The organism is Streptomyces sp. SCA2-17, assembly GCF_044336695.1.
Genome location: NZ_CP117521.1, coordinates 1,958,286 through 1,979,204, shown reverse-complemented (window position 1 = coordinate 1,979,204; position 20,919 = coordinate 1,958,286). Strand labels below are relative to the sequence as shown.

Sequence of the window (20,919 nt, the reverse complement as noted above, 5' to 3'; positions counted from 1 at the left end):
GCCGGATGGACAACCCGGGCCGCCGCTTCGCCACGGCCGCCGCCTTCGCCCTGCTGGAGCACACCCGCAACCGCTTCGCGCTCGTGCTCGTCGTCTTCTACATCCCGTTCTGGCTGACGATGGAGCACTGGTTCGTCGCCTCCGCGCCCACCGGCTTCCTGCTGCGCGCCACCGGGCGGCACCTGACCGTCGACGGCAACCGGCTGACGATGGTCTCCGGCGCGATCAACGCCGTCACGCTGATCGTCGGCTTCATGATGTTCATGACGACGTTCAAGTCGCTGGCCTTCGACCGCCGCCTGGTCCTGGCCGGCTACCCGCGGATCTGCCTGCTCGTCGCCAAGGTGGGCGCGATGCTGCTCGCCGCGGCCCTGATCTCCGCGTACGCGACCGCCGTCATCTGCTGGTACTGGGACCCGGTCCGGCCCTGGCTGCTGATGGCCGGGGTGTTCACGGCCGGCGTGGGCTACGGCGGGATCGGCATCCTGCTCGGGGCCTTCCTGCGCAACGAGCTGGCGGGCCTGTTCGTCATCATCATGACCAGCCTGCTCGACACCATGCTGCAGAACCCGATCAGCAATCCGGGCGCCACGAAGGGCGGCGTGCAGTTCCTGCCCGAGTACGGGCCCACGCAGGTGAGCGTGGCCGCCGGCTTCACGGGCGCCACCCCGTACGCGCACCTGCTGCTGGGCCCCGTGTGGTTCGCGGCGATGTGGCTGCTGGGCACCGCCGCCTTCCACCTGCGCACCCGCGACCACCGACCGGCCGCGGGGCGCCCGCTCAGCTCCGCCGCCCGCCCTTGAGCGAGGCCCGCAGGTACTCGCGGTTCATCGTCGCGATCGACTGGAGCGGGATGCCCTTGGGGCAGGCGGTGGCGCACTCGCCGGTGTTCGTGCAGCCCCCGAAGCCCTGGTCGTCCATGGCGTCCACCATACCCAGGACCCGCGACTCCCGCTCGGGCCCGCCCTGGGGCAGGACGTTGAGGTGGACGACCTTCGCGGAGGTGAAGAGCATCGCGGAGCCGTTCGGGCAGGCGGCCACGCACGCGCCGCAGCCGATGCACTCCGCGTGCTCGAAGGCGAGGTCCGCCACCGGCTTGGGGACGGGCGTGGCGTGCGCCTCCGGGGCGGAGCCCGTCGGCACGGAGACGTAGCCGCCGGAGCCGATGATGCGGTCGAACGCGGACCGGTCCACGACCAGGTCCTTCACGACCGGGAAGGCGGCCGCGCGCCACGGTTCGACGTCGATGGTGTCGCCGTCGCTGAAGTGCCGCATGTGCAGCTGGCAGGTCGTGGTCCGCTCGGGGCCGTGCGCCTGCCCGTTGATGACCATGCCGCACGCCCCGCAGATGCCCTCGCGGCAGTCGTGGTCGAAGGCGACGGGCTCGTCCCCGGCGAGGATCAGCTCCTCGTTGAGGTGGTCGAGCATCTCCAGGAAGGACATGTCCTCGCTGATGCCCGTGACCCGGTACGTGGTCATGGCGCCCGCCTCGGCGGCGTTGCGCTGGCGCCATATGCGCAGGGTGAGGTCCATTACGCGTAGCTCCGCTGGGTGGGGTGGACGTGTTCGAAGGTCAGGGCTTCCTTGTGGAGGACGGGCGGGCTGCCCGTCCCCGTGAACTCCCAGGCGGCCGCGTACGAGAACTCCTCGTCCTTGCGGGCCGCCTCGCCGTCCGGCGTCGCGCTCTCCTCCCGGAAGTGGCCGCCGCAGGACTCCGAGCGGTGCAGGGCGTCGAGGCACATCAGCTCGGCGAGTTCCAGGTAGTCGACGATGCGGTTGGCCTTCTCCAGGGACTGGTTGAGCTCCTCGCCCGTGCCCGGCACCCTGATGCGCCGCCAGAACTCCTCGCGCAGGGCCGGGATGCGGTCGAGCGCCTTGCGCAGGCCCGCGTCCGTGCGGGCCATGCCGCACTCGTCCCACAGCAGCTCGCCGAGCTCGCGGTGGAAGGAGTCGGGGGTGCGGTCGCCGCCGGCGGCCAGCAGGCGCCGCAGCCTGTCCGTCACGTCCGCGACGGCTTCCGTCACGGCCGGGTGGTCCCCGGGCACGGCGTCGTGCGGGTGCCGGGCCAGGAAGTCGTTGATCGTGGACGGCAGGACGAAGTAGCCGTCGGCCAGGCCCTGCATCAGGGCGGACGCGCCGAGCCGGTTCGCGCCGTGGTCGGAGAAGTTGGCCTCGCCGATCGCGAACAGGCCCGGCACCGTGGTCTGGAGGTCGTAGTCCACCCACAGGCCGCCCATCGTGTAGTGGATGGCCGGGTAGATCCGCATGGGCACCTCGTACGGGTCCTCCGCCGTGATCCGCTCGTACATCTCGAAGAGGTTGCCGTACTTGGCCTCGACGGCCTTGCGGCCCATGCGTGCGATCGCGTCGGCGAAGTCCAGGTAGACGCCCTGCCCGCCGGGGCCGACGCCGCGCCCCTCGTCGCAGACGTTCTTCGCGGCGCGCGAGGCGATGTCGCGGGGGACGAGGTTGCCGAAGGAGGGGTAGATCCGCTCCAGGTAGTAGTCCCGTTCGGACTCCGGGATCTCCCCCGGCGGGCGGGTGTCGCCCTTCGCCTTCGGCACCCAGATGCGGCCGTCGTTGCGCAGCGACTCGCTCATCAGCGTCAGCTTCGACTGGTGGTCGCCGGAGCGCGGGATGCAGGTGGGGTGGATCTGGGTGAAGCAGGGGTTCGCGAAGTACGCGCCGCGGCGGTGGGCCCGCCAGATCGCGGTGGCGTTGGAGTTCTTGGCGTTGGTGGAGAGGTAGAAGACATTGCCGTAGCCGCCGCTCGCGAGGACCACGGCGTCCGCGAGGTGCGTGCTGACGGCGCCCGTGATGAGGTCCCGGGCGACGATGCCGCGCGCCCGCCCGCCGACGACGATCAGGTCCAGCATCTCCGTACGGGCGTGCATCTCGACGTTGCCCGCGTCGATCTGCCGGCTGAGCGCCTGGTAGGCGCCGAGCAGCAGCTGCTGGCCGGTCTGCCCGCGCGCGTAGAACGTCCGCGACACCTGCACGCCGCCGAAGGAGCGCGTATCGAGCAGCCCGCCGTACTCGCGGGCGAAGGGCACGCCCTGCGCGACGCACTGGTCGATGATCTCGACCGAGACCTGGGCGAGGCGGTGGACGTTGGACTCGCGGGCCCGGAAGTCGCCGCCCTTGACGGTGTCGTAGAACAGGCGGTGTACGGAGTCGCCGTCGTTGCGGTAGTTCTTGGCGGCGTTGATGCCGCCCTGGGCGGCGATCGAGTGGGCGCGGCGCGGCGAGTCCTGGTAGCAGAACTGCACGACGTGGTAGCCCTGTTCGGCGAGGGTGGCCCCCGCGGCGCCGCCCGCGAGGCCGGTGCCGACGACGATGACGGTGTGCTTGCGCCGGTTCGCGGGGTTGACCAGCTTGGCCTCGAAGCGGCGGCGGTCCCAGCGCTCGGCGATCGGCCCGCCGGGGGCGGCGGTGTCGGTGACGGGGTCGCCGGTGCGGTAGTCGGGGTATGCGGTCATCTCAGCTCACGACTCCTGTCAGGACGCCCACGGGCACGGCGATGAAGCCGCAGGTCAGCACCAGCGCCAGCGCGTTGGCCAGGAACTTCAGCACCCGGTCGCGGCGCGCCGAGTTCGCGCCCAGCGTCTGCGCGGCGCTCCAGAAGCCGTGCCGGATGTGCAGGCCGAGGGCGAGCATCGCGACGATGTAGAAGGCGGTGACGGCCGGGCGGTCGAAGGAGGCGACGAGGTTCTCGTACGGCCGCCCCTCCTGGGCGTTGGGGTTGACGGTCAGCGTCGTCAGGTCCAGGACGTGCCAGACGATGAACAGAGCGATGATCACACCGCCCCAGCGCATGGTGCGGGTCGCGTAGCTCGCGCGCGGCCGCTTGCGCTCGTACTTCCGCGGGCGGGCGGCGAGGTCGCGGCGGCTGAGCTGGTACGCGGCCACGCCGTGCAGCACGACGGCCGTCCCGAGGGCGGCGCGCGCGATCCACAGGAACCACTCGTGGTGCAGGAAGGGCTCGCCGACGGTGCGCAGCCAGTGCCCGTAGGCGTTGAACTCGCCCGCACCGAAAAAGATCTTGAGGTTGCCCACGACGTGGGCGACCAGATACGCCAGCATGATCACGCCGGTGACCGCCATGACCGCCTTCTTGCCGACGGTCGACCGCCACACGGAGCCGATGAGGGACGGAGGACGGTCCGCCCGGGTCGCCAGTGCCATGGCACCAGACGCTAGGCAGCCCCGGGTCGATCCGTCCAAGACATGATGAAGCTGGTTTCCATAGGCTCCGCCTATCTATGCTGCTGACCGTGCAATTCCAGCAGCTGCGCTACTTCGCGACCTTGGCCGAAGTCCGTCACTTCACCCGCGCCGCGGAGGCCCTGCACGTCGCCCAGCCCTCCCTCTCCCAGCAGATCCGGGCCCTCGAACGGGAACTGGGCGCCGAGCTCTTCCAGCGCGCCCGCGGCAACATCACCCTCACCGACGCCGGCGAGGCCCTGCTGCCGCTGGCCCGGCAGATCATCGCCGACACCGAGACCGCCCGCCGCGAGGTCCAGGAGGTCGCCCAGCTGCGGCGCGGCCGGGTCCGCCTCGGCGCCCCGCCGAGCCTGTGCGCGAGCCTCGTCCCCGACGTGCTGCGCGCCTACCACTCCCGCTACCCCGGCATCGAGCTCGTCGTCGACGAGGGCGGCTCCCAGGACCTGGTGCGCACCCTCGCCGGCGGCGGCCTCGACCTCGCCCTGATCATCACGCCGCTGGCGGTCGGCGCCCCGGCCCTCGCCACGACCGAGCTCCTGCGCGAGGACCTCGTCGTCGTCACCGCCCCCGGCGAGCCCCCGCCCACCCGCCGCCGCGCCCTCCGCGTCGCGGACCTGGAGGGCCTGCCCATGGTGATGTTCCGCCGCGGCTACGACCTCCGCGAGATCACCACCTCGGCCTGCCGCGCCGCCGGCTTCGAACCGTCCTTCACCGTCGAGGGCGGGGAGATGGACGCCGTCCTCGGCTTCGTCCGCGCGGGCCTGGGCCTGGCGGTGGTGCCCGGCATGGTGGCCGCCCGCTCGGGCCTGCGCGTCACGCCCTTCGAGGGCACCCGCATGCGCCGGACGGTCGCGCTGGCCCACCGCAAGGACGTCGCCCCGCCCCGCGCGGCACGGGAGTTGAGGGCGGTGCTGCTGGAGCACCTGGGGGTGGGAGAGGAGTAATCCGGGGGCTCACCCCCACAGGCCCCGCCCCAGCGCCACGCCCGCGAACGCCGCGCCCAGCCCGCACACCACGCTCAGCGCCGCGTTCGCCACCGCATAGCCGCGCGCGCCGTCGCGGGCCAGCGTCAGCGTCTCGTACGAGAACGTGGAGTAGGTCGTCAGCGCCCCGCACAGGCCCGTGCCCAGGAGCAGTTGCAGGCGGGACGGGGCGGCGGCGGTGAGGATCCCCAGGAGCAGGCTGCCGGCGACGTTCACGGCGAACGTGCCCCACGGGAAGACCGAGTCGTGGCGCGCCTGCACCGCGCGGTCGGTGAGGTAGCGCAGGGGCGCGCCGGCCATCGCGCCGGCGAGGACGAGGAGCCAGTTCACGCGCTGCCCTCCGGCGCGGGCTCCCCGGGCTCCCCCGGCTCCCCGGGCTGCCCGAGCTGCGGGATCTCGACGGCCTCCAGGGTGACGAGTTGTGTCGTGACCACCTCCGCGAGCACCGGCAGGAAGGCCCGTACGCGCTCCTCGGCGTCCACGATCACCACCGTCACCGGCAGGTCCTCGCTCAGCGAGAGCAGCCGGGCCGTGTGGACGACGGACGAGGCGCCGTAGCCCTCGACCCCGCGGAAGACCGTCGCCCCCGCGAGCCCGGCGGCGTGCGCGCGGTGCACGATCTCGGTGGACAGCGGCCGGTGCTGCCAGCGGTCGGACGCGCCGAGGAAGGCGGTCAGGCGCAGCGCCATCCGGCCCGCGGGCCTCACCGCGCGCCCCTGCGGAGCAGCACCGCCCGCGTCGCCGCCGCGGCCGCCCACACGGCAGCCAGTGCGGCGAGCAGCGTGGCCGCCAGATAGGCGAACGCCGTCGCGAGGTGCCCGTCCTCGGTCAGCCGCTGGACGTCCACCGCGTACGTGGAGAAGGTCGTGAAGCCGCCGAGCACGCCCGTGCCGAGGAACGGCCGCAGCAGCCGGTGCGGCGCGGCGAGCTCGCCGATCACCGTGAGCAGCACCCCGATCAGGGCGCAGCCCACGACGTTGATCAGGAAGGTGGTCCAGGGGAACGCTCCGGCCGGGGCGGGCCACAGCAGCCCGGCGCCGTAGCGGGCCGCGGCCCCCGCACCTCCGCCGAGCGAGACCGCGCAGACGACCGCGCCCTGCCCGCGCGCCACGGGTCGCCGCCCGGGAGGACGCGTCCGCGGGGGCGGGCCGCCGGTGACCGTCCCGGCGCGGGTGGTGCTCATGCGGTCCGTCCGCCTCCTCGTCGTCGTGCGGCCAGGTTATCCACCGTCCGCCGGAACCGCCGCGCCGGCGGCGCCCACGGCCGCCAGATACGCGTCGGCCCGGTCCGCGTCCATGAACCAGTCGGCGAAGCCGGCCGGGTCCCCGAAGCCGTTGGCGTAGCGGTGCGCGACCGCGGGGTGCCGCGCCGCCGCGGACAGGATGCGCTGTACGTGCTCCGGCGGGTGCCCCAGCAGCATGTTGCAGAAGGCCGACACGTGGCGCGCGTGCTCCCAGTACGCCGCGAACGTGCGCAGCATCCACGTCCGGTCGAAGGGCTCGCCGCCGTGCGCGGTGATCGCCCGGAGGTAGTGGGCGGCGCCGCGGGCCGCGCTGTTGGAGCCCTGCCCGCCGATCGGGTCGTGGAGGACGACGGCGTCGCCCAGCCCGAGGACGTACGTGCCGGGCGCGACCTCCGCGACGGGCCGCCGCACGACCGGCGTCAGCGCACCCGTGAGCGAGGCCCCCGCGTCCGTCGGCTCCATGCCGCGGCACAGCTCGTACTCCCCGGGCAGATGGCCGCGGAGCAGCTCCAGCGAGCGCTCCACGACCTCGCCCGGGCCCGGCCGGTCCGCCCAGACGTCGAACGGCCCGCCCGGCACCGCCTCCCACAGCACGATCTCGCACGGGCCGTCGAGCGTGAGGGCGTGCATCACGAAGAACTCCCCGGCGAACTCCTGGGAGCCGCCCACGGGGGTGACGCGCAGGTGCGGTACGGGGAGGCCGTCGGGCATGCGCGTGCCGCGTACGTAACACACCGCCAGCCTCCGCTGCGGGCGCTCGTACGGGCTGTGCCGGGCGTCGCGCGCGAAGACCTCCGCGAGCGGGCCGTGGCCGGTGGCGACGACGGTCAGGTCGTGCGCGGCGGCGATCCCCGGCAGGTCGTCCGGGCCGACCGTGCCGTACTCGACGCGCCCGCCGCGCGCCTCGAACAGCTCCAGCCAGCCCGCCGTCTTCACCCGCAGGTCGACGGACTGCGCGGGCTGGTCCAGGAGGCCGGAGAAGCCTCCGGCGGGGGAGCGCCGCGGGTCCGCGACGGAGAAGCCGAGGGCCGTGAGGCGAGGTGCCTCCGCCTCCCAGAGGTGCAGGCCGGCAGCGCGCTCCAGGGCGAGGGCGGGGCCGTACATCACCTGGGTGGAGAGCACCCGGCCGGCCCGCACCTCATCGGGGGTACGGGCGGTGTAGACGGTGACGTCGTAGGGCTCATGGAGTGCTCGGGGCCCGGGCTGCTCCGCTGCTGCCGTGCTGTCCGGCCGCAGCCCCAGCGCCAGGTGCAGCCCCGCCTGCCCCGCTCCGACCACCGCGATCCTGCGCATCGCCGCCTCCGCGGGCCCGGAGGTCGCTGCCGTGCGGTCCCGGCACCGGACCCCCACCCGTTGTAGCGGCGTGCACGGCGCGCTGTACAGACGGCGCCATCATCGTCCGCCCGCGTGCGCTGCCGTACCGCGTCGGCCGGAAGCCGACGGTCAAGCCGGCGGTCAAGCCCGCGGTCAAGGGACGGCTCTTCCGCAGGTCACACGGGTGAATCGGAGGATGATACGACCGGTGTCCGAGGGGATCGGCCCGGGCCGGGCGGGCAACGACAGCCGATTATGAGCCACATGCACGCCACGCTCGCACGCGCGCACGGGCCGCGAGCCGCCTCCTGGGGCCGTCCCGGCGGACCGGAGGGGGCGGCGAGAGTGCCATGAAGGGGGAGGGATGACGCATTCCGGTATGGCAGGAAACCGTCGCTTCCCGCGCGTTCCCGTGGGCAGCCTTCTGGCCGGTCAGGCTCCGCCGCCGAGGGCGGGGCGCCCGCCCGGCAGGGTCGGTCGCTGGACCGAAACCGATCCAGGGAGGCACACGATGACGACGCAACCCCGGCTGCCCCGCGCGGTGGCGCCCCAGGAGCCGGTCCCCCAGCTCCAGCGCGCCGGGATGCTCGACCAGGTCGAGAAACGGCTGCGCGGCCTCCTCAACGACGAACACCGCCGCTGGCGCACCGCCGACGCGCGGGGCGCAGGCGTCGTCGAATCCCTCGCCGAACTCGTCGCCGTGGGGGCCGACCGGATCCGCCCGGTCATCCTCCTCACCGGCTATCTGGCGGCGGGCGGCGACGCGGAGGGTGAGGCGGGTGGTGAGGCGGGTGGTGACGCGGGGGGTGAGGTGGGCGGTGACGCGGGCGGTGGCGTGGGAGGCGCGGCCGCCGTCGAGGCGGCCGCCGCCCTCGAACTCCTCGACACCTGCACCCTCATCCGCAGCGACGTGCGCGACAACGCCGCCCTGCGCCGCGGCATCCCCACGCTGCACGTCAGCCGCGCAGCCGAGCACGAGCGCAACGGCTGGGCGGGCGACGCGCGCCGCTTCGGCGAGTCCACCGCCACCCTGGCCGGCGACCTCGCCCTCTCGCTCGCCGACCGGCTCGCCGCGCGGCTGCCCGCGCCCGCGTGGCAGATCTGGGACGAGATGCGCGTGGAGCGCGTGATCGGCACGTACGCCCATGAGGCGATGGCCGCCGAGTACCTCGACGACCCGTGGCCCGGGCGGTGCATATCGGGATGCGACCGGGGCTGCACCGCGGGCTGGTACGCCCTGCGGCACCCGCTCCGGCTGGGCGCGGCGCTCGCCGGCCGGCCCGACCTCGACACCGCCTACGACGCCTACGCCCGCTCGCTGCACGCCGCCTGGCGGCTGCGCGGCTTCCTCGACGGCGGCCCGGAGTACGACTGGGACGCCGAACTGCTGCGGGAGATCCTGCTGGAGCGCGAGGAGCGCGGCATCGCCGAGCGCCTCATCCGCGAGCTGGTGGACCGGGCGTCCCGGACCGCGGCCGCCGCGCGGCTGACCCCGGGGTGGTGCGAGGAACTGACGGCCTTCGCGGTGCGGATGGCGGCGGAGCGGGGGTAGGGTCTTCGGTTTTCGGCGGACGGCTCCGCTGGGCCGTACGGGTCATTCTGCGGAACCGCATTCGCAGGGCAGTTCCGCTCCGTGACGCCGGTCCCCCCGCCGCAGCCCGCACGGCCCATTAGAGCGCATTAGACCGACGACCTGCCGAAATGACTGCGGCGGTGCGGAGAATGGCCACGGATTTCTCGGTGGCCACCGCACGGACCAGTACACGGACAGGGCCGACCGGAAGGGAGACCCTCGGTCACCCATCCGCACCACGGACGAAACCTTTGCGAGTACGGGGCGTTGAAAAGCACACCCCGGCCGTCACCGGTCGGGTGCCTCCCAGTACGACCGAGCAAGATCAAGCAGCAAAGGTGTCTCCGCATGTCACGAATCGTCAAAACGGCTGCCCTGACCGCCACCGTGGGCGCGGCGCTCGCGGGTATCACCGGGACCGCGCTCGCCGACTCCGTCGCCAAGGGGGCGGCTGTGGGCTCCCCGGGCGTCATCTCGGGCAACGTCATCCAGGTGCCGATCCAGATCCCGATCAACCTGTGCGGCAACACGATCGACATCGTCGGACTGCTGAACCCCGCGTCCGGCAACGTCTGCGTCATCGACTGACACAGGCCGAAAACCGGCGGATTCGGGGTGCCCCCGCCCCGGGCCGCTTCCGTGTGGCGCCCTCGATTTTCCGTCGCGGGCGCCACGCTGTGTTCACGGGGTGTTCCGGCACCTCCCCGCTCGCGTACGGGATTCCTCTCCCCAGCCGGTGACGCGTACGGGATTCCTCTCCCCAGTTGGTGATCTTCCCGCTAGCTTGGTCGGGACTACGGGGCGGGGCGGCGAGAGTTGGGGGAGGGCGTGCGGTGGATCCGTTCACAATGACGGCCGTGTTGGCGGCCGTCGACACGGCGGCGTCAGGAGCGCTGTCGGGCGCGGCCGGGGAGCTGGGGCGGCGGACCGCGGAGGGGCTGGCCGGCCTGGCCCGCCGGGCCTGGCGCAGGGGCGGCGGCGACGAGCCGCCCGCGGCCCCTGCGGACGACGGCGAGCGCAGGGCCCTCGCCGCCCTCCTGATCGAACAGGCCCGTGCCGAACCGGGCTTCGCCCGCGACCTGGCCGCCTGGCTCCGCGAGAGCGAGTGGCTGGCGGCCGCCGCCGTCCCCGCGGCGGCTCCCGGCGCGGCCCGCCCGCGGATGCTGCCGCCGCTGACGTCGGCCTTCACCGACCGGGACGACGTCCTGGCGAAGGTCACGGCGCTGCTGGAGGGGCCGGACGGCGGCGCCTCCTCCATGGCCTCCTCCATGGCTTCCTCCATGGCTTCTCCCATCGCCGTGCTGGCCGGTCCCGCCGGCGTCGGCAAGACCGCCGCGGCCGTGCACTGCGCCCGCTCCCTCGCCGACCGCTTCCCGGACGGCGAGCTGTACGCCGACCTGCGCGGCGCCGCGGCGGACACCGCCGTCACCCCGTCCGAGGTGCTCGTCCGCTTCCTGCACCACCTGGGCGTACCCGCGGACCGGGTGCCCGCCGACGAGCAGGGCCAGGCCGACCTCTACCGCGAGCGCACGGCGGGCCGGCGCCTGACCGTCCTCCTCGACAACGCCCACAGCGCCTCCCAGGTCGGGCCGCTGCTGACGGCGTCGCCCGGGTCGCTCGTCCTGGTCACCAGCCGCCACCGGCTGCCCGCGCTCGTGCGCGACCATGGGGCGCGGACCGTACCGGTCCGCCCGCTGTCCGGCGACGACTCCGTCCTGCTGCTCACCCGGATCGCCGGCCCGGAGCGGGTCGCCGCGCAGCGCACGCACGCGGAGGCCGTGGCGGCGCGGTGCGGGGGCATACCGCTCGCGCTGTGCGAGACGGGGGCCCTGGTGCAGGTGCGGGAGCAACTGACCTGGGAGAGCCTGGAGCGCGAATTCGCGGCGATGGCCGAGGGCTTGAGGGCGACCGCGGGCTTGACGGGGGGCCGGCAGGGACAGGCTCCTGGAATGCCTGATGACGCTGCTCTCCCTGAGGACACCGCGTTTCGTGTTTCTCCGCCGGAACCGGTTGCTCCGCCGGAACCGGTTGCTCCGCCGGAACCGGTTTCTCCGGTGGAACCGGCCCTCCTCGCCACCGACCTCTCCTACCGCGCCCTGGCCCCCGACGCCGCCCGCCTCTACCGCCTGCTGGCCCTGCGCCCCTGGCCGGACGTCCCCGTCGGCGCCGCCGCGGCCGCTGCGGACACCGGCGAGGCCGAGGCGCGCCGCCTGCTCGAAACCCTCGCCGCGGCCCACCTCCTGGAGGAGACCGGCGAGGAGCGCTACCGCTTCCACGACCTCGTCCGCCTCCACGCCGAGCGCCGCGCCCACGAGGAGGACGGCCGCGCGGCGACGGCCCTCGCCGTCCGCCGCACCATCACCTGGTACCTGAGGCTGGCCGCCCGTGCCGACGCCCTCGTCATCCCCGGCCGCTGGCACCTGGGCCCCGCGTACGCCCGGACGCCCGGCAGCGGCCCCGCCGGCCGTACCGCGGAAGAAGCCCGCGCGGCCCTGGCCGTGCTGCGCCGCGAACGCGCGAACCTCGCCGAGGCCGTACGGGCCGCGGAGGAGTACGGCTTCGACGAGGAGGCCTGGCAGCTGTGCGAGGCCACGTGGGGCCTGCACCTGCGCCTCGGCTTCCACGACCAGTGGGTCGCCACGCACCTGCGGGGCGTCGAGGCGGCCCGCCGCTGCGCCGCCGGCATCGGCGACCCGCGGGCCGAGGGCCGGATACGGACCCAGCTCGCCTTCGGGTACATGGGCCTCGGCCGGTACGCGGAGGCCGAGGCCCAGCTGACCGCCGCCGCGGCGGCCGACGAGCGCGCGGGCCACCACCGCGGCCGCGCCACGGCCACCGAGTCGCTCGGCCTGCTCTGCCTGCGGCAATGGCGCTACGAGGCCGCCGAGGAGTACTTCGTGCAGGCCCGGCGCGCCCTGGACGGCATCGCTCCGGGCGGCGACGGCGCGGCCGACGTGCCGCGCGCCGACGCGCTCCTCGCCCACCACCTCGGGCGGGCCCTGCGCGGCCAGACCCGCCACGCCGAGGCCCTGGCCCAACTGGCCGACGCCCTCGCCCGCTTCCGGGCGCTGCCCGACCGCGACCTCTACAACGAGGCCCGCGTCCGGATGAGCCTCGGCGAGACCCACCTGGCCGCCGGCGACCCCGCCGCCGCTCGTACGCCCCTCGACGAGGCCCTCGCCGTCATGGAGGCCGAGGGCGCCGTCCTCCAGCGAGCCGACGCCGCCGAACTCCGCGCCCGCTGCACGCAGTCCCCGGAGGAGGCGGCGCGCTACCTGCGCCTGGCCCGCTCGCTGTACGAGGAGGCGGGCGACACGGCGGGAGTGTCCCGCACGGAGGCACACCTGAGGGAGACGGGGTCGGGAGGCTGAACGACGACCGGTGCCGGGCCGGGCGCCGGACTCGTCCGTCAGGGGCTGAAGGGTCGGCTCCGGGCCGGGTGCCGGCTCATCCGGGGTGCGGGCTCGGCCGGGCGCCTGCGTTTGGGCGGGCCCGTACGCTTCTTCCGCCGCTGTGGCGGGAGACGGGCGCCGGGGCTGAAGGGGCGGCTCCGGGCGGGGTGTCGGCTCATCCGGGGTGCGGCTCGGCCGGGCGCCTGCATTTGCGCAGGCCCGCACTCTTCTTCCGCCGCCGCGGCGCGTAACCCCCACGGCGTTCACCGGCGGTGCCGAACCGGCCTCGGGCCGAACGGCACGGCCGGCATCAGTACGGTACGGCCGGCATCAGTGCGGCACGGCCGGCCTCAGCCGGGCAGCGGCTCGATGTCCACGCGGTGGTGGACCCTCCCCGTCACCACCGTGATGCCGCTCCCCACCGCCTCCTCCAGGGACTTGCCGCCCGCGAGCCAGGCGTGGAGGGCGGAGGCGTGAGCCGCCGGGTCGCACAGGTCGGCCCGGCCGTCGGCGCCGGGGCGGGCGGTGAGCCGCAGCAGGTCGCCGCCGCGGGTGCGGACGGTTACGCGCCCGGGCCCCGTCACGTACGCGGTGAGCGCGCAGCCCGGGTGGCGGCCGAGGACCTCCGCGGTCCAGGCGCCGGGCGGCCCGACGCGCGGGTCGTCGGCCGCCGCGTACCGCACGATCACGTCCGCGATGCGCAGCCGGCCCGGGTCGGGGGTGTCCTCGTGGACGGCGGTGTGGGCGTCCCAGCCGATGTCGTCGTCGGCATCCACGGGGACGTCATCCGTCGCACAGCGCACCACGGCGATCTCCGGCGCGCCCGAGGCGCCGGCCGGCCGGGTGAGGACGCGGACGGGCGCGGTGCGCTCGGCCGGCGCGTACGACGGGAGCGGCAGCGGGTCGAGGAAGGCGGGGCGGCCGGCGGGCTCCGGAATGCCGATCAGGCGGTAGAACGCGCGGCGCAGGAGCGCGGCGGAGCGGCCCGGCGCGGAGCTGACGTGCTCCGCCTGCGCGCGGAAGCGGCCGGGGTCGTGGTGGTCGACGGCGTGGTCGACCTGCGCGCGCAGGCCGTCGTACGGGCGCAGCCGCGGCGCGGCCCTGCCGAGCGCGGCGACGGGCGAGTCCGGGTCGAGGGCGCCGCCGGGGAAGGCGCCGAGGAGGACGGGCCTGCCGATGGCGGCCGCGTAGTACGTGACGGACCCGTGGTCGCCGATCACGCAGTCCGCGGCGATCAGCGCCTGCCGCCAGTCCTCCAGCGGGTCCACGAGCGCGAGCCCGGCGCGGCGGGCCCGGTCGAGCCAGGCCCGTATCTGGCCGGGTCCGTGGCCGTGCCAGATGTTGGGGTGGAGGACGGCGGCCGTGCGGTACTCGTCGGCGGGGAGCTCGGCGGCCAGCCGCGGCAGGAGGGACGGCAGCAGATCGCCCTCGGAGTCGTCGTCGCCGAAGAGGGAGCCGGGCGACCAGGTGGAGTTGACGACGACGAGCCGCTGGCCGGGGGCCACGCCGAGGGCCCGGCGGAAGCGGTCCCGGTGGGGCAGGGCGGCGAGGATGCGGTCGTAGCAGGGGTCACCGGCGAGGACGGCGGTGCCGGCCGCCTCCGGGCAGGCGGCGCGCAGGCGGTCGAGCTGCTCGGGGTGCGAGAGGACGGTCGCGGCGGCGAGGGGGCGGCCGTCGTGGAGCAGCCAGTCGGGGGAGAGGCCGAAGACGGGAGCGGCGGGGGCGGGGGCAGGGGTGTCCGGTGTCCGGTGTCCGGTGTCCGGTGTCCGGTGTCCGGTGTCCGGTGTGGCCAATCTCTTATTGTAGCCAACGCCGTGTGACAGTACGGCCAAATCCCCGCGTATCAGCTCCAGTTCACCACCGTAGCTGGCGGAGACGGCCAGGTCGACGGGCGTCTCCTTGGCCTGCTCCCAGGGCAGTACGGGCAGGCCCACGGAGGCCAGCAGCTCCGGCACGCCGGCGAGGAACGGCGACGACCCGGTGCACGTCACGAGCAGCTGCACCCGGAGGTCGTCCCGGAAGAGCGGCAGCACGTCCAGCAGCCGGGTGGCGGAGGTGACGTTGTGCACGACGAACAGGACGCGGCGGCACGCGGCCCGGGTCACCCAGCGGTGGGCGTCCTCACCGACGGGCACCCGCAGACGCGACTGATCATTCGCCCCACGCATTTCCCTGTCCCCCCAACGATCACCAGAAACACTGGCCCCACGGATAACCCCACTGAAGCACAGCACACCTCCGACATGGATGTCGGATTTCCGCCGGATCCGGGGCGCGAGGTGCGCCAATACTGGCGGCATGCACACCGACGCCATGCACAGCGATGGCATGCACAGCAACGGCATGCACCACGACGTGGACCGGTGCGTCCGGGCCGTACAGTCCAAGGACGCCCGCTTCGACGGGTGGTTCTTCACCGCCGTGACCACCACCCGCATCTACTGCCGCCCGAGCTGCCCCGTCGTGCCGCCCAAGCCGCGGAACATGACCTTCTACCCGAGCGCGGCCGCCGCGCAGCAGGCCGGTTTCCGCGCCTGCAAGCGCTGCCGGCCCGACGCGAGCCCGGGCTCGCCCCGCTGGAACGAGCGGGCCGACCTGGCGGCCCGGGCCATGCGCCTCATCGCCGACGGCGTGGTGGACCGCGAGGGCGTGCCGGGCCTCGGGGCACGGCTCGGGTACAGCACCCGGCAGGTCGAGCGGCAGCTCCTCGCCGAGCTGGGCGCGGGCCCCCTCGCGCTGGCCCGCGCGCAGCGCGCCCAGACGGCGCGGCTGCTGATCGAGACGACGCCCCTGCCGATGGGGGAGGTGGCGTTCGCCTCCGGGTTCGCGAGCATCCGCACCTTCAACGACACCGTGCGGGAGGTCTTCGCGCTCTCCCCGAGCGAGCTGCGGACCCGCGCGGCCGGCCGGGCGCTCCGCGAGCCCACCGCGGGGGATGCCGGGCCGGGCACCACCCCCGGCACCACCCCCGGCACCGTCTCCCTGCGCCTGCCCTACCGCGCCCCGCTCTTCCCGGACAACCTGTTCGGTCACCTGGCGGCGACCGCCGTCCCCGGCACGGAGGAGTGGCGGGAGGGCGCGTACCGCTGCACGATGCGGCTGCCGCACGGGCACGGCATCGCGACGCTCCGCCCCGCGGACGGCCACATCGCTTGCCGGCTGACCCTGACGGACCTGCGCGACCTGGCCGCCGCGGTCAGCCGCTGCCGCCGCCTGCTCGACCTGGACGCGGACCCCGAGGCCGTCGACGGGCTCCTGCGCGAGGACCCGCTGCTGGCCCCGCTCGTCGACCGCGCCCCCGGCCGCAGGGTGCCGCACACCGCGGACCCGGCCGAGTTCGCCCTCCGCGCGGTGCTCGGCCAGCAGGTGTCCACGGCCGCGGCCCGCACCCTGGCCGGGCGCCTCGTCACCGCCCACGGCACCCCGGTCGAGGACCCGGACGGCGGCCTCACCCACCTCTTCCCGTCCCCCGCGGCCCTGGCGGAGCTCGACCCCGAGACCCTCGCCATGCCGGGCTCGCGCCGCCGTACGTTCACCGCTCTCGTCGCCGCGCTCGCCTCGGACGGGCTCGACCTCGGCCCGGGCAGCGACTGGCAGCGCACCCGGGAGCAGCTCTCCGCGCTGCCGGGGGTGGGCCCCTGGACCGTGGAGACGATCGCCATGCGCGCCCTCGGCGACCCGGACGCCTTCGTCGCCACCGACCTCGGCGTCCGCCTCGCCGCGGCGAACCTCGGCCTGGCCGCCACGCCCGCGGCCCTCACCCGCAGGTCACGGGCCTGGCAGCCGTGGCGGTCGTACGCCGTGCAGCACCTGTGGGCCACGGGAGAGCACCCGATCAACCGCATGCCGGCGTGAGCCGCACATCACGGAGGAATCATGTCCGACCATTCCCACCGCTCGCACACGGTCATGGACAGCCCGTACGGCCCCCTGACCCTGGTGGCCACCGGCGACCGGCTCGGCGGCCTGTACATGGAGGGCCAGCGCCACCGCCCGCCCCAGGAGACCTTCGGCGAGCGCGCATCGCAACCGTACGCCCGGGGCTCGGTGTTCGCCCGGACCCGGGAGCAGCTGGAGGAGTACTTCGCCGGCGCCCGCACCGGTTTCGACCTGCCCCTCGGGCTCGCCGGGACGGACTTCCAGCGCACCGTCTGGCAGGCCCTCCTGGAGATCCCGTACGGGGAGACCGTCTCGTACGGCCTGCTGGCCGCCCGCATCGGCCGCCCGACCGCGTCCCGGGCCGTGGGGCTGGCAAACGGCCGCAACCCCGTCGGCATCATCGTCCCCTGCCATCGCGTCGTCGGCGCGAGCGGCGCCCTCACCGGCTACGGCGGCGGGCTGCCCCGCAAGCAGCGCCTGCTCGCCTTCGAACGCGCAGGCAGCGCGCGGGAGCAGGCATCATGACGTCGTGAGCGTGAGCATAGACATCACCGGCCTGGCCACCGAACGGATCGTCTTCGAGACGTCGCCGATGGGCGAGTTGTGCCTCGCGCTGCACGCGCTGTCCGAGCCCGGCCACCACCCGGGGCTGGCCGGCTGGGTCACGGCCACGGCCGCCGCGCTCCGCCCGGACCTCGCCGACCGCCTCCAGGAAGCCGACTTCCTGTGGCGCACCACGTTCTCCGACCTGTTCATGCCCTGGGCCGGGCTGCGCGGCGGCACGGGCAGGCCCGGGGCGAGCCTCGCCGAGGAGCTGGACCTCCTCGACCGGCTGGACGACGACCAGTTCGTCACCACGGCCCTGGAGTTCGCCTGCCTGGCCTCGTACAGCATCGGCGGCCCGTCGCCGCTGACGCACCGCCCGACGCGCACCCGGACCCTGGAGCTGGCCGCGGCCCGCGGGCCCCGGCAGGTGGAGTTCGCCGAACGCCTGCTGAAGAACCCGGCTTCCGTACGGGCCTGGGTGCGCCGCCTGTTCGAGGACTGCGACGAGGCGTTCTTCGCGGACATCTGGCAGCGCGTCGGACCCCGGCTGGCCGCCGACGTCCGGCACAAGACGGAGCTGCTGCGCCGCAAGGGGCTCCGCGAGGCGCTCGCGGCGGTCTCCCCGGCCCTCCACCTGGAGGACGGCGGCCGCCGCATCCGGGTCGACAAGCTGGCCGAGGGAAGGGCCACGGCAACGGACTCCGTCGTGGGCCCGGGCCTCACCCTCGTCCCGTCCCACTTCGGCTGGCCGCACCTGATGGTCCTGCACCGGCCGCAGTGGCGCCCCGTCGTCCACTACCCCGTCGGCTCGCCCGAACTGCCCGCCCCCACCTCGGTCGACCTCCTCAAACTCCGCCTCGAAGCCCTGGCCCACCCCGTCCGCATACAGGTCTGCCGCAGCACGGCCCGCACCGCGCACACCACGGGCGAACTGGCCGGCGTCCTGGGCATCAGCCCCCCGGAGGTCTCCCGCCACCTGTCGGTCCTCAAAAAGGCGGGCCTGATCACCTCCCGCCGCCGCGGCCGCTACGTCCTCTACCAGCTGGACGTCCGAGCGGTAGCCCGCCTGAGCAGCGACTTCCTGGAAGGCATCCTCCGCTGACCCGATCAGCAGACCCCCTGACCAGCAAAAAGGCCCTCCCAAAGGGGAGGGCCCGGCAGCGCGCCCCCGGCAGGACTCGAACCTGCGGCCAAGCGCTTAGAAGAGGCCCGCTCTGTCGTGGCTCTTGCCCCTGAAACCTGCACATTTCGGCTTATGTGACGCCGTGTCAGGCGTTTTGTGGAACACATAGGGGATGATCTTGCTTGATCAAGCCGCCAGTCATGCTAGCCATGTGGCCATCCGTATCGCCTTTAGGGCGGAGGACGGACAGCGTATCGGCGGCGGTCGGCGGCAGCGACATCGAGCTCCGTGAGGCATCACACAGCCATCGGCCGTCGAGATGAGAGCTTGCCGTGTTCAGGCAAGGTACCCCAGTGCTGCGGTGGTGGGACCTGTCGCTGGTGGGATCGTGTAGGTGAGGGGGCCGAGCGTCGTCGGTGCTTTGGTACGTGGTGCGACCCGGCATCGGGGGCGATGCTTGATCGAGGTGCGGACTGATGGAGACCTCCTATGACGTCCGGGTGGGGAAGATCGAGCCCGGCTCGGGGTGCAAGCGTGTGTCATACGGGGTGCGCTAGTCGGGAGCGCCACCGCAAGACGTCCCAGACACTCGCACACGCGGACGGGCTCCGCGCGGAACTGGTGACCGCGACGCACCGCGGTGATCCGTTCAACATATCCACCGGCTTGCCGGTGGGGCCCGAGCCCAGGGCATCGTCAGTCGGCTAGTACGACTTCGCCCTTCAACTCGTCGATGCCCAGTGGCCGTATGCCTCGGCGAACCACGGCAAGAACACCACCCACACACTCGTGATCACTACGACTGCTTTGCTGAGCCGGGTCCCGCCCGGCGTCAGCTCTCGCAGACTCCGCACGGCGCCCTCGGAATGGGCCTTAAACACCGACCGCCGTGCCAACGGGCCGGACGACGTCGGGCAGCCCTCGGCTGGGTGCAGCGGCACACCCCGACCATGGAAGTCTGGAACGACCCTGCTGTCATTGATGACGTGACGCTCGTCCTCGGCACTCTGCTGGACGTGTCGGCGGCAGCCGCCTCTTCGGTGAAGTGCCATCGCCGAGTGCTGAACCCGGTCATGAGATACGCCATTGACCACGGCGTCTTGCCGGTCAACTACCCCCTAAGGGGCGGGGCGGTGTGCCATGGACGGCCTGCGCTATAGACCGCCGCTGTCTGCTCAATCCGCGACAAGCGGCCGGGCTGCTCGCCTGGATACGGAGCCGGCTGCGCAGCGGCTGCCGACTCCACGCATTCTTCGCCGCGCTCTGGCGGGGGGCGTATAGCACACACCCCTGACGCGATAATTGTGTCATCGAGTCAAGCGGCGCGGGTATTGGTATCAGATCACGGTGGATGGAGCGTTCTTGCCGAGGTAGATCTTGAACGCCTCGCGGATCTGGCCGCGCGTGTAGCCGACGGTGTTGACGTTGGCGGGCACGACCTCCCGTTCGTAGCCGCGCTTGCGAGCGGAAAGGTACTTGACCACGCTCGACGCTCCGGTGTTGGAGACGAACAGGTTGCGGGCGGTCCGCAGGTCGGTGTGCAGCCCTTCGAAATTGCGAGCGTGGCCGATACCGATCCGGCTGGCGGTGTAGTACTTGCACTCGATGGCCAGCAAGCACTTGTTACCCCGCGGTGCCATCCGGATCTGCCGTGAGAGCGCAGCCTCGTCGGCGGGCAGGATCAGGACGTCGCACTCGTGCAGCACGCCGGAGTTCCCCTGGACCTGGACGCCGAGGTGTACCTCCAGTGCCGGAGCGCGGTCGAATTCCACCACGGCGTGGGTGTACGGATGTGTGGTGCTGTAGAGCTGGCCGGGGCTGGTGCGGAACACCAGATTGTTGACGGCGTTCCCCTCGACGTCCCTGTAGTGGACGGAGGCCCCCAGGCTGCTCGCGGTGGAAGTTGCCAGGGAAAAGAGGTACCCCTCGTAGACGTCCCAGGGCTGGGAGGCGGAAGTGTACGAGACCCCGGGGCGGGCGAGCAGGGTCTGGATCTCGTGGAGCAGGGTGCTGACGGCGCTCATCGGCTGATCTCCTCGCGTGCTTCGCGGAACAAATTCTTAAGATGTGCGCGGGTGTCTTCGGGAAGGCGGGCGGTGACCTCATGGGACTGGTCGCGGCGCCCGGTGAGTTCCTCGTCGGGGACGAACCGAACACTGCGCACGGGGGCGCGGTGCGGGTCATCCTCGGCATTCACGATCTTGAGAGTTTCCGCTTCGATCTCGGGCAGTTCCAAAAACAGTCGGCGCAGCGCGTCGAGGTGCAGCTCTGTACGCTCGCGGGCATTCATAGTGCGGGTGGTGACCACCACGGACGCCCCGCGTTTGAGGGACCTGTGGAAGGTGTCCGTGCCGACGTCCGCGACGGCGAGTGCTTCGTATTCCTCGGTGGATGTGCCGCGGCGGCGCTGAAGGAGTTTTTCCTCTGCGACGCCTGTGGCGATGGCCTCGTCGAGCTCGTCGAGCAGCCAGTCGAGTTCGGCGGACCGGATGAGGTCCCTGAGCAGGTCTTCCATTTCACGCATTTCGAGTGCGTTCACTCTGTCCTCCGGTCTGGTGTGGGACGGGCGTGGGCGGGGCGGCCTCGCGTCGGCTGAGTCGCACCGCCCAGGTGGGCGCCAAGATCCATGGCGGTACGCCGGG

The 20,919-nt window shown here is 73.3% G+C and carries 18 protein-coding genes; 8 read left to right on the top strand and 10 right to left on the bottom strand.

Translation table 11 applies throughout. The features are described from left to right. Nucleotides 1-5 precede the first annotated feature (5 nt). The gene (locus PS271_RS08810) at nt 6-803 is read left to right on the top strand and encodes an ABC transporter permease (protein WP_398386757.1); all 798 of its coding nucleotides are present in this window, start codon (nt 6-8) and stop codon (nt 801-803) included. Here the strand turns inward: PS271_RS08810 and PS271_RS08805 are convergent. The 3 genes from PS271_RS08805 to PS271_RS08795 are packed head-to-tail and all read right to left on the bottom strand — an operon-like array spanning nt 781 to nt 4,185. Further along, nucleotides 781-1,533, bottom strand: coding sequence for a succinate dehydrogenase/fumarate reductase iron-sulfur subunit (locus PS271_RS08805; protein ID WP_398381414.1), 753 nt, complete (start codon nt 1,531-1,533; stop codon nt 781-783). The genes PS271_RS08810 and PS271_RS08805 overlap by 23 nt on opposite strands. Beyond that, nucleotides 1,533-3,479, bottom strand: coding sequence for a fumarate reductase/succinate dehydrogenase flavoprotein subunit (locus PS271_RS08800; RefSeq protein ID WP_398381413.1), 1,947 nt, complete (start codon nt 3,477-3,479; stop codon nt 1,533-1,535). The genes PS271_RS08805 and PS271_RS08800 overlap by 1 nt, the downstream gene beginning before the upstream one ends. A gap of 1 nt (nt 3,480) precedes the next feature. Then, nucleotides 3,481-4,185, bottom strand: coding sequence for a succinate dehydrogenase cytochrome b subunit (locus PS271_RS08795; protein WP_398381412.1), 705 nt, complete (start codon nt 4,183-4,185; stop codon nt 3,481-3,483). A gap of 89 nt (nt 4,186-4,274) precedes the next feature. Here PS271_RS08795 and PS271_RS08790 point away from each other — a divergent pair, with 89 nt between their 5' ends. Further along, on the top strand, nt 4,275-5,168 hold the full coding sequence (locus tag PS271_RS08790) for a LysR substrate-binding domain-containing protein (RefSeq protein ID WP_398381411.1): 894 nt from the start codon (nt 4,275-4,277) through the stop codon (nt 5,166-5,168). A gap of 9 nt (nt 5,169-5,177) precedes the next feature. Here PS271_RS08790 and crcB (PS271_RS08785) read toward each other — a convergent pair whose 3' ends face one another. Genes crcB (PS271_RS08785) through PS271_RS08770 form a run of 4 tightly spaced genes read right to left on the bottom strand, consistent with a single transcriptional unit; the run spans nt 5,178 to nt 7,743 of the window. Then, a complete protein-coding gene (crcB, locus tag PS271_RS08785; RefSeq protein WP_398381410.1) occupies nt 5,178-5,537 on the bottom strand; it encodes a fluoride efflux transporter CrcB in 360 nt (119 codons plus the stop codon). Continuing rightward, nucleotides 5,534-5,896, bottom strand: a complete 363-nt coding sequence (locus PS271_RS08780; RefSeq protein ID WP_398386756.1) for a DUF190 domain-containing protein — start codon at nt 5,894-5,896, stop codon at nt 5,534-5,536. Before PS271_RS08780 ends, crcB (PS271_RS08785) begins: the two co-directional genes overlap by 4 nt. Before the next feature lie 14 nt (nt 5,897-5,910). Next, the gene (crcB, locus tag PS271_RS08775) at nt 5,911-6,390 is read right to left on the bottom strand and encodes a fluoride efflux transporter CrcB (protein ID WP_398381409.1); all 480 of its coding nucleotides are present in this window, start codon (nt 6,388-6,390) and stop codon (nt 5,911-5,913) included. 36 nt (nt 6,391-6,426) lie between these two features. Further along, the gene (locus PS271_RS08770; protein ID WP_398381408.1) at nt 6,427-7,743 is read right to left on the bottom strand and encodes a styrene monooxygenase/indole monooxygenase family protein; all 1,317 of its coding nucleotides are present in this window, start codon (nt 7,741-7,743) and stop codon (nt 6,427-6,429) included. A gap of 532 nt (nt 7,744-8,275) precedes the next feature. Here PS271_RS08770 and PS271_RS08765 point away from each other — a divergent pair. The 3 genes from PS271_RS08765 to PS271_RS08755 all read left to right on the top strand — a co-directional run bounded on the left by PS271_RS08765 (nt 8,276) and on the right by PS271_RS08755 (nt 12,708). After that, a complete protein-coding gene (locus PS271_RS08765) occupies nt 8,276-9,316 on the top strand; it encodes a polyprenyl synthetase family protein (RefSeq protein ID WP_398381407.1) in 1,041 nt (346 codons plus the stop codon). 369 nt (nt 9,317-9,685) lie between these two features. Beyond that, nucleotides 9,686-9,925: a chaplin gene (locus tag PS271_RS08760; protein WP_106678337.1), complete on the top strand. Its 240-nt coding sequence runs from the start codon at nt 9,686-9,688 to the stop codon at nt 9,923-9,925. Between the two features lie 245 nt (nt 9,926-10,170). Further along, nucleotides 10,171-12,708 carry a tetratricopeptide repeat protein gene (locus PS271_RS08755; RefSeq protein ID WP_398381406.1) on the top strand — a complete coding sequence of 846 codons (2,538 nt, stop codon included), beginning with the start codon at nt 10,171-10,173 and terminating at the stop codon, nt 12,706-12,708. A 371-nt stretch (nt 12,709-13,079) separates the two neighbouring features. On the opposite strand, the gene PS271_RS08750 is transcribed toward PS271_RS08755, so the two are convergent. Continuing rightward, nucleotides 13,080-14,897: a hypothetical protein gene (locus PS271_RS08750; protein ID WP_398381405.1), complete on the bottom strand. Its 1,818-nt coding sequence runs from the start codon at nt 14,895-14,897 to the stop codon at nt 13,080-13,082. A gap of 175 nt (nt 14,898-15,072) precedes the next feature. Here PS271_RS08750 and PS271_RS08745 point away from each other — a divergent pair, with 175 nt between their 5' ends. The 3 genes from PS271_RS08745 to PS271_RS08735 are packed head-to-tail and all read left to right on the top strand — an operon-like array spanning nt 15,073 to nt 18,256. After that, nucleotides 15,073-16,584, top strand: a complete 1,512-nt coding sequence (locus PS271_RS08745; protein WP_398386755.1) for an AlkA N-terminal domain-containing protein — start codon at nt 15,073-15,075, stop codon at nt 16,582-16,584. 21 nt (nt 16,585-16,605) lie between these two features. Continuing rightward, nucleotides 16,606-17,133 carry a methylated-DNA--[protein]-cysteine S-methyltransferase gene (locus tag PS271_RS08740; RefSeq protein ID WP_398381404.1) on the top strand — a complete coding sequence of 176 codons (528 nt, stop codon included), beginning with the start codon at nt 16,606-16,608 and terminating at the stop codon, nt 17,131-17,133. 10 nt (nt 17,134-17,143) lie between these two features. Beyond that, nucleotides 17,144-18,256 (top strand): DUF5937 family protein, encoded by a 1,113-nt coding sequence (locus PS271_RS08735; protein WP_398386753.1) that lies wholly within the window; start codon nt 17,144-17,146, stop codon nt 18,254-18,256. Nucleotides 18,257-19,614: 1,358 nt separating this feature from the next. Here the strand turns inward: PS271_RS08735 and PS271_RS08730 are convergent. Further along, entirely contained in the window at nt 19,615-20,301 is a 687-nt protein-coding gene (locus PS271_RS08730) for a hypothetical protein (protein ID WP_398381403.1), read from the bottom strand. Beyond that, nucleotides 20,298-20,816, bottom strand: a complete 519-nt coding sequence (locus PS271_RS08725) for a hypothetical protein (protein WP_398381402.1) — start codon at nt 20,814-20,816, stop codon at nt 20,298-20,300. Before PS271_RS08725 ends, PS271_RS08730 begins: the two co-directional genes overlap by 4 nt. Nucleotides 20,817-20,919 lie beyond the last annotated feature (103 nt).

What these genes read in the sequence shown, in the direction of transcription:
- PS271_RS08810 (WP_398386757.1), top strand. Translation starts at nt 6, where the DNA reads ATGGACAACCCGGGCCGCCGCTTCGCCACGGCCGCCGCCTTCGCCCTG.
- PS271_RS08805 (WP_398381414.1), bottom strand. Translation starts at nt 1,533, where the DNA reads ATGGACCTCACCCTGCGCATATGGCGCCAGCGCAACGCCGCCGAGGCG.
- PS271_RS08800 (WP_398381413.1), bottom strand. Translation starts at nt 3,479, where the DNA reads ATGACCGCATACCCCGACTACCGCACCGGCGACCCCGTCACCGACACC.
- PS271_RS08795 (WP_398381412.1), bottom strand. Translation starts at nt 4,185, where the DNA reads ATGGCACTGGCGACCCGGGCGGACCGTCCTCCGTCCCTCATCGGCTCC.
- PS271_RS08780 (WP_398386756.1), bottom strand. Translation starts at nt 5,896, where the DNA reads ATGGCGCTGCGCCTGACCGCCTTCCTCGGCGCGTCCGACCGCTGGCAG.
- crcB (WP_398381409.1), bottom strand. Translation starts at nt 6,390, where the DNA reads ATGAGCACCACCCGCGCCGGGACGGTCACCGGCGGCCCGCCCCCGCGG.
- PS271_RS08770 (WP_398381408.1), bottom strand. Translation starts at nt 7,743, where the DNA reads ATGCGCAGGATCGCGGTGGTCGGAGCGGGGCAGGCGGGGCTGCACCTG.
- PS271_RS08765 (WP_398381407.1), top strand. Translation starts at nt 8,276, where the DNA reads ATGACGACGCAACCCCGGCTGCCCCGCGCGGTGGCGCCCCAGGAGCCG.
- PS271_RS08760 (WP_106678337.1), top strand. Translation starts at nt 9,686, where the DNA reads ATGTCACGAATCGTCAAAACGGCTGCCCTGACCGCCACCGTGGGCGCG.
- PS271_RS08750 (WP_398381405.1), bottom strand. Translation starts at nt 14,897, where the DNA reads ATGCGTGGGGCGAATGATCAGTCGCGTCTGCGGGTGCCCGTCGGTGAG.
- PS271_RS08745 (WP_398386755.1), top strand. Translation starts at nt 15,073, where the DNA reads ATGCACCACGACGTGGACCGGTGCGTCCGGGCCGTACAGTCCAAGGAC.
- PS271_RS08740 (WP_398381404.1), top strand. Translation starts at nt 16,606, where the DNA reads ATGTCCGACCATTCCCACCGCTCGCACACGGTCATGGACAGCCCGTAC.
- PS271_RS08730 (WP_398381403.1), bottom strand. Translation starts at nt 20,301, where the DNA reads ATGAGCGCCGTCAGCACCCTGCTCCACGAGATCCAGACCCTGCTCGCC.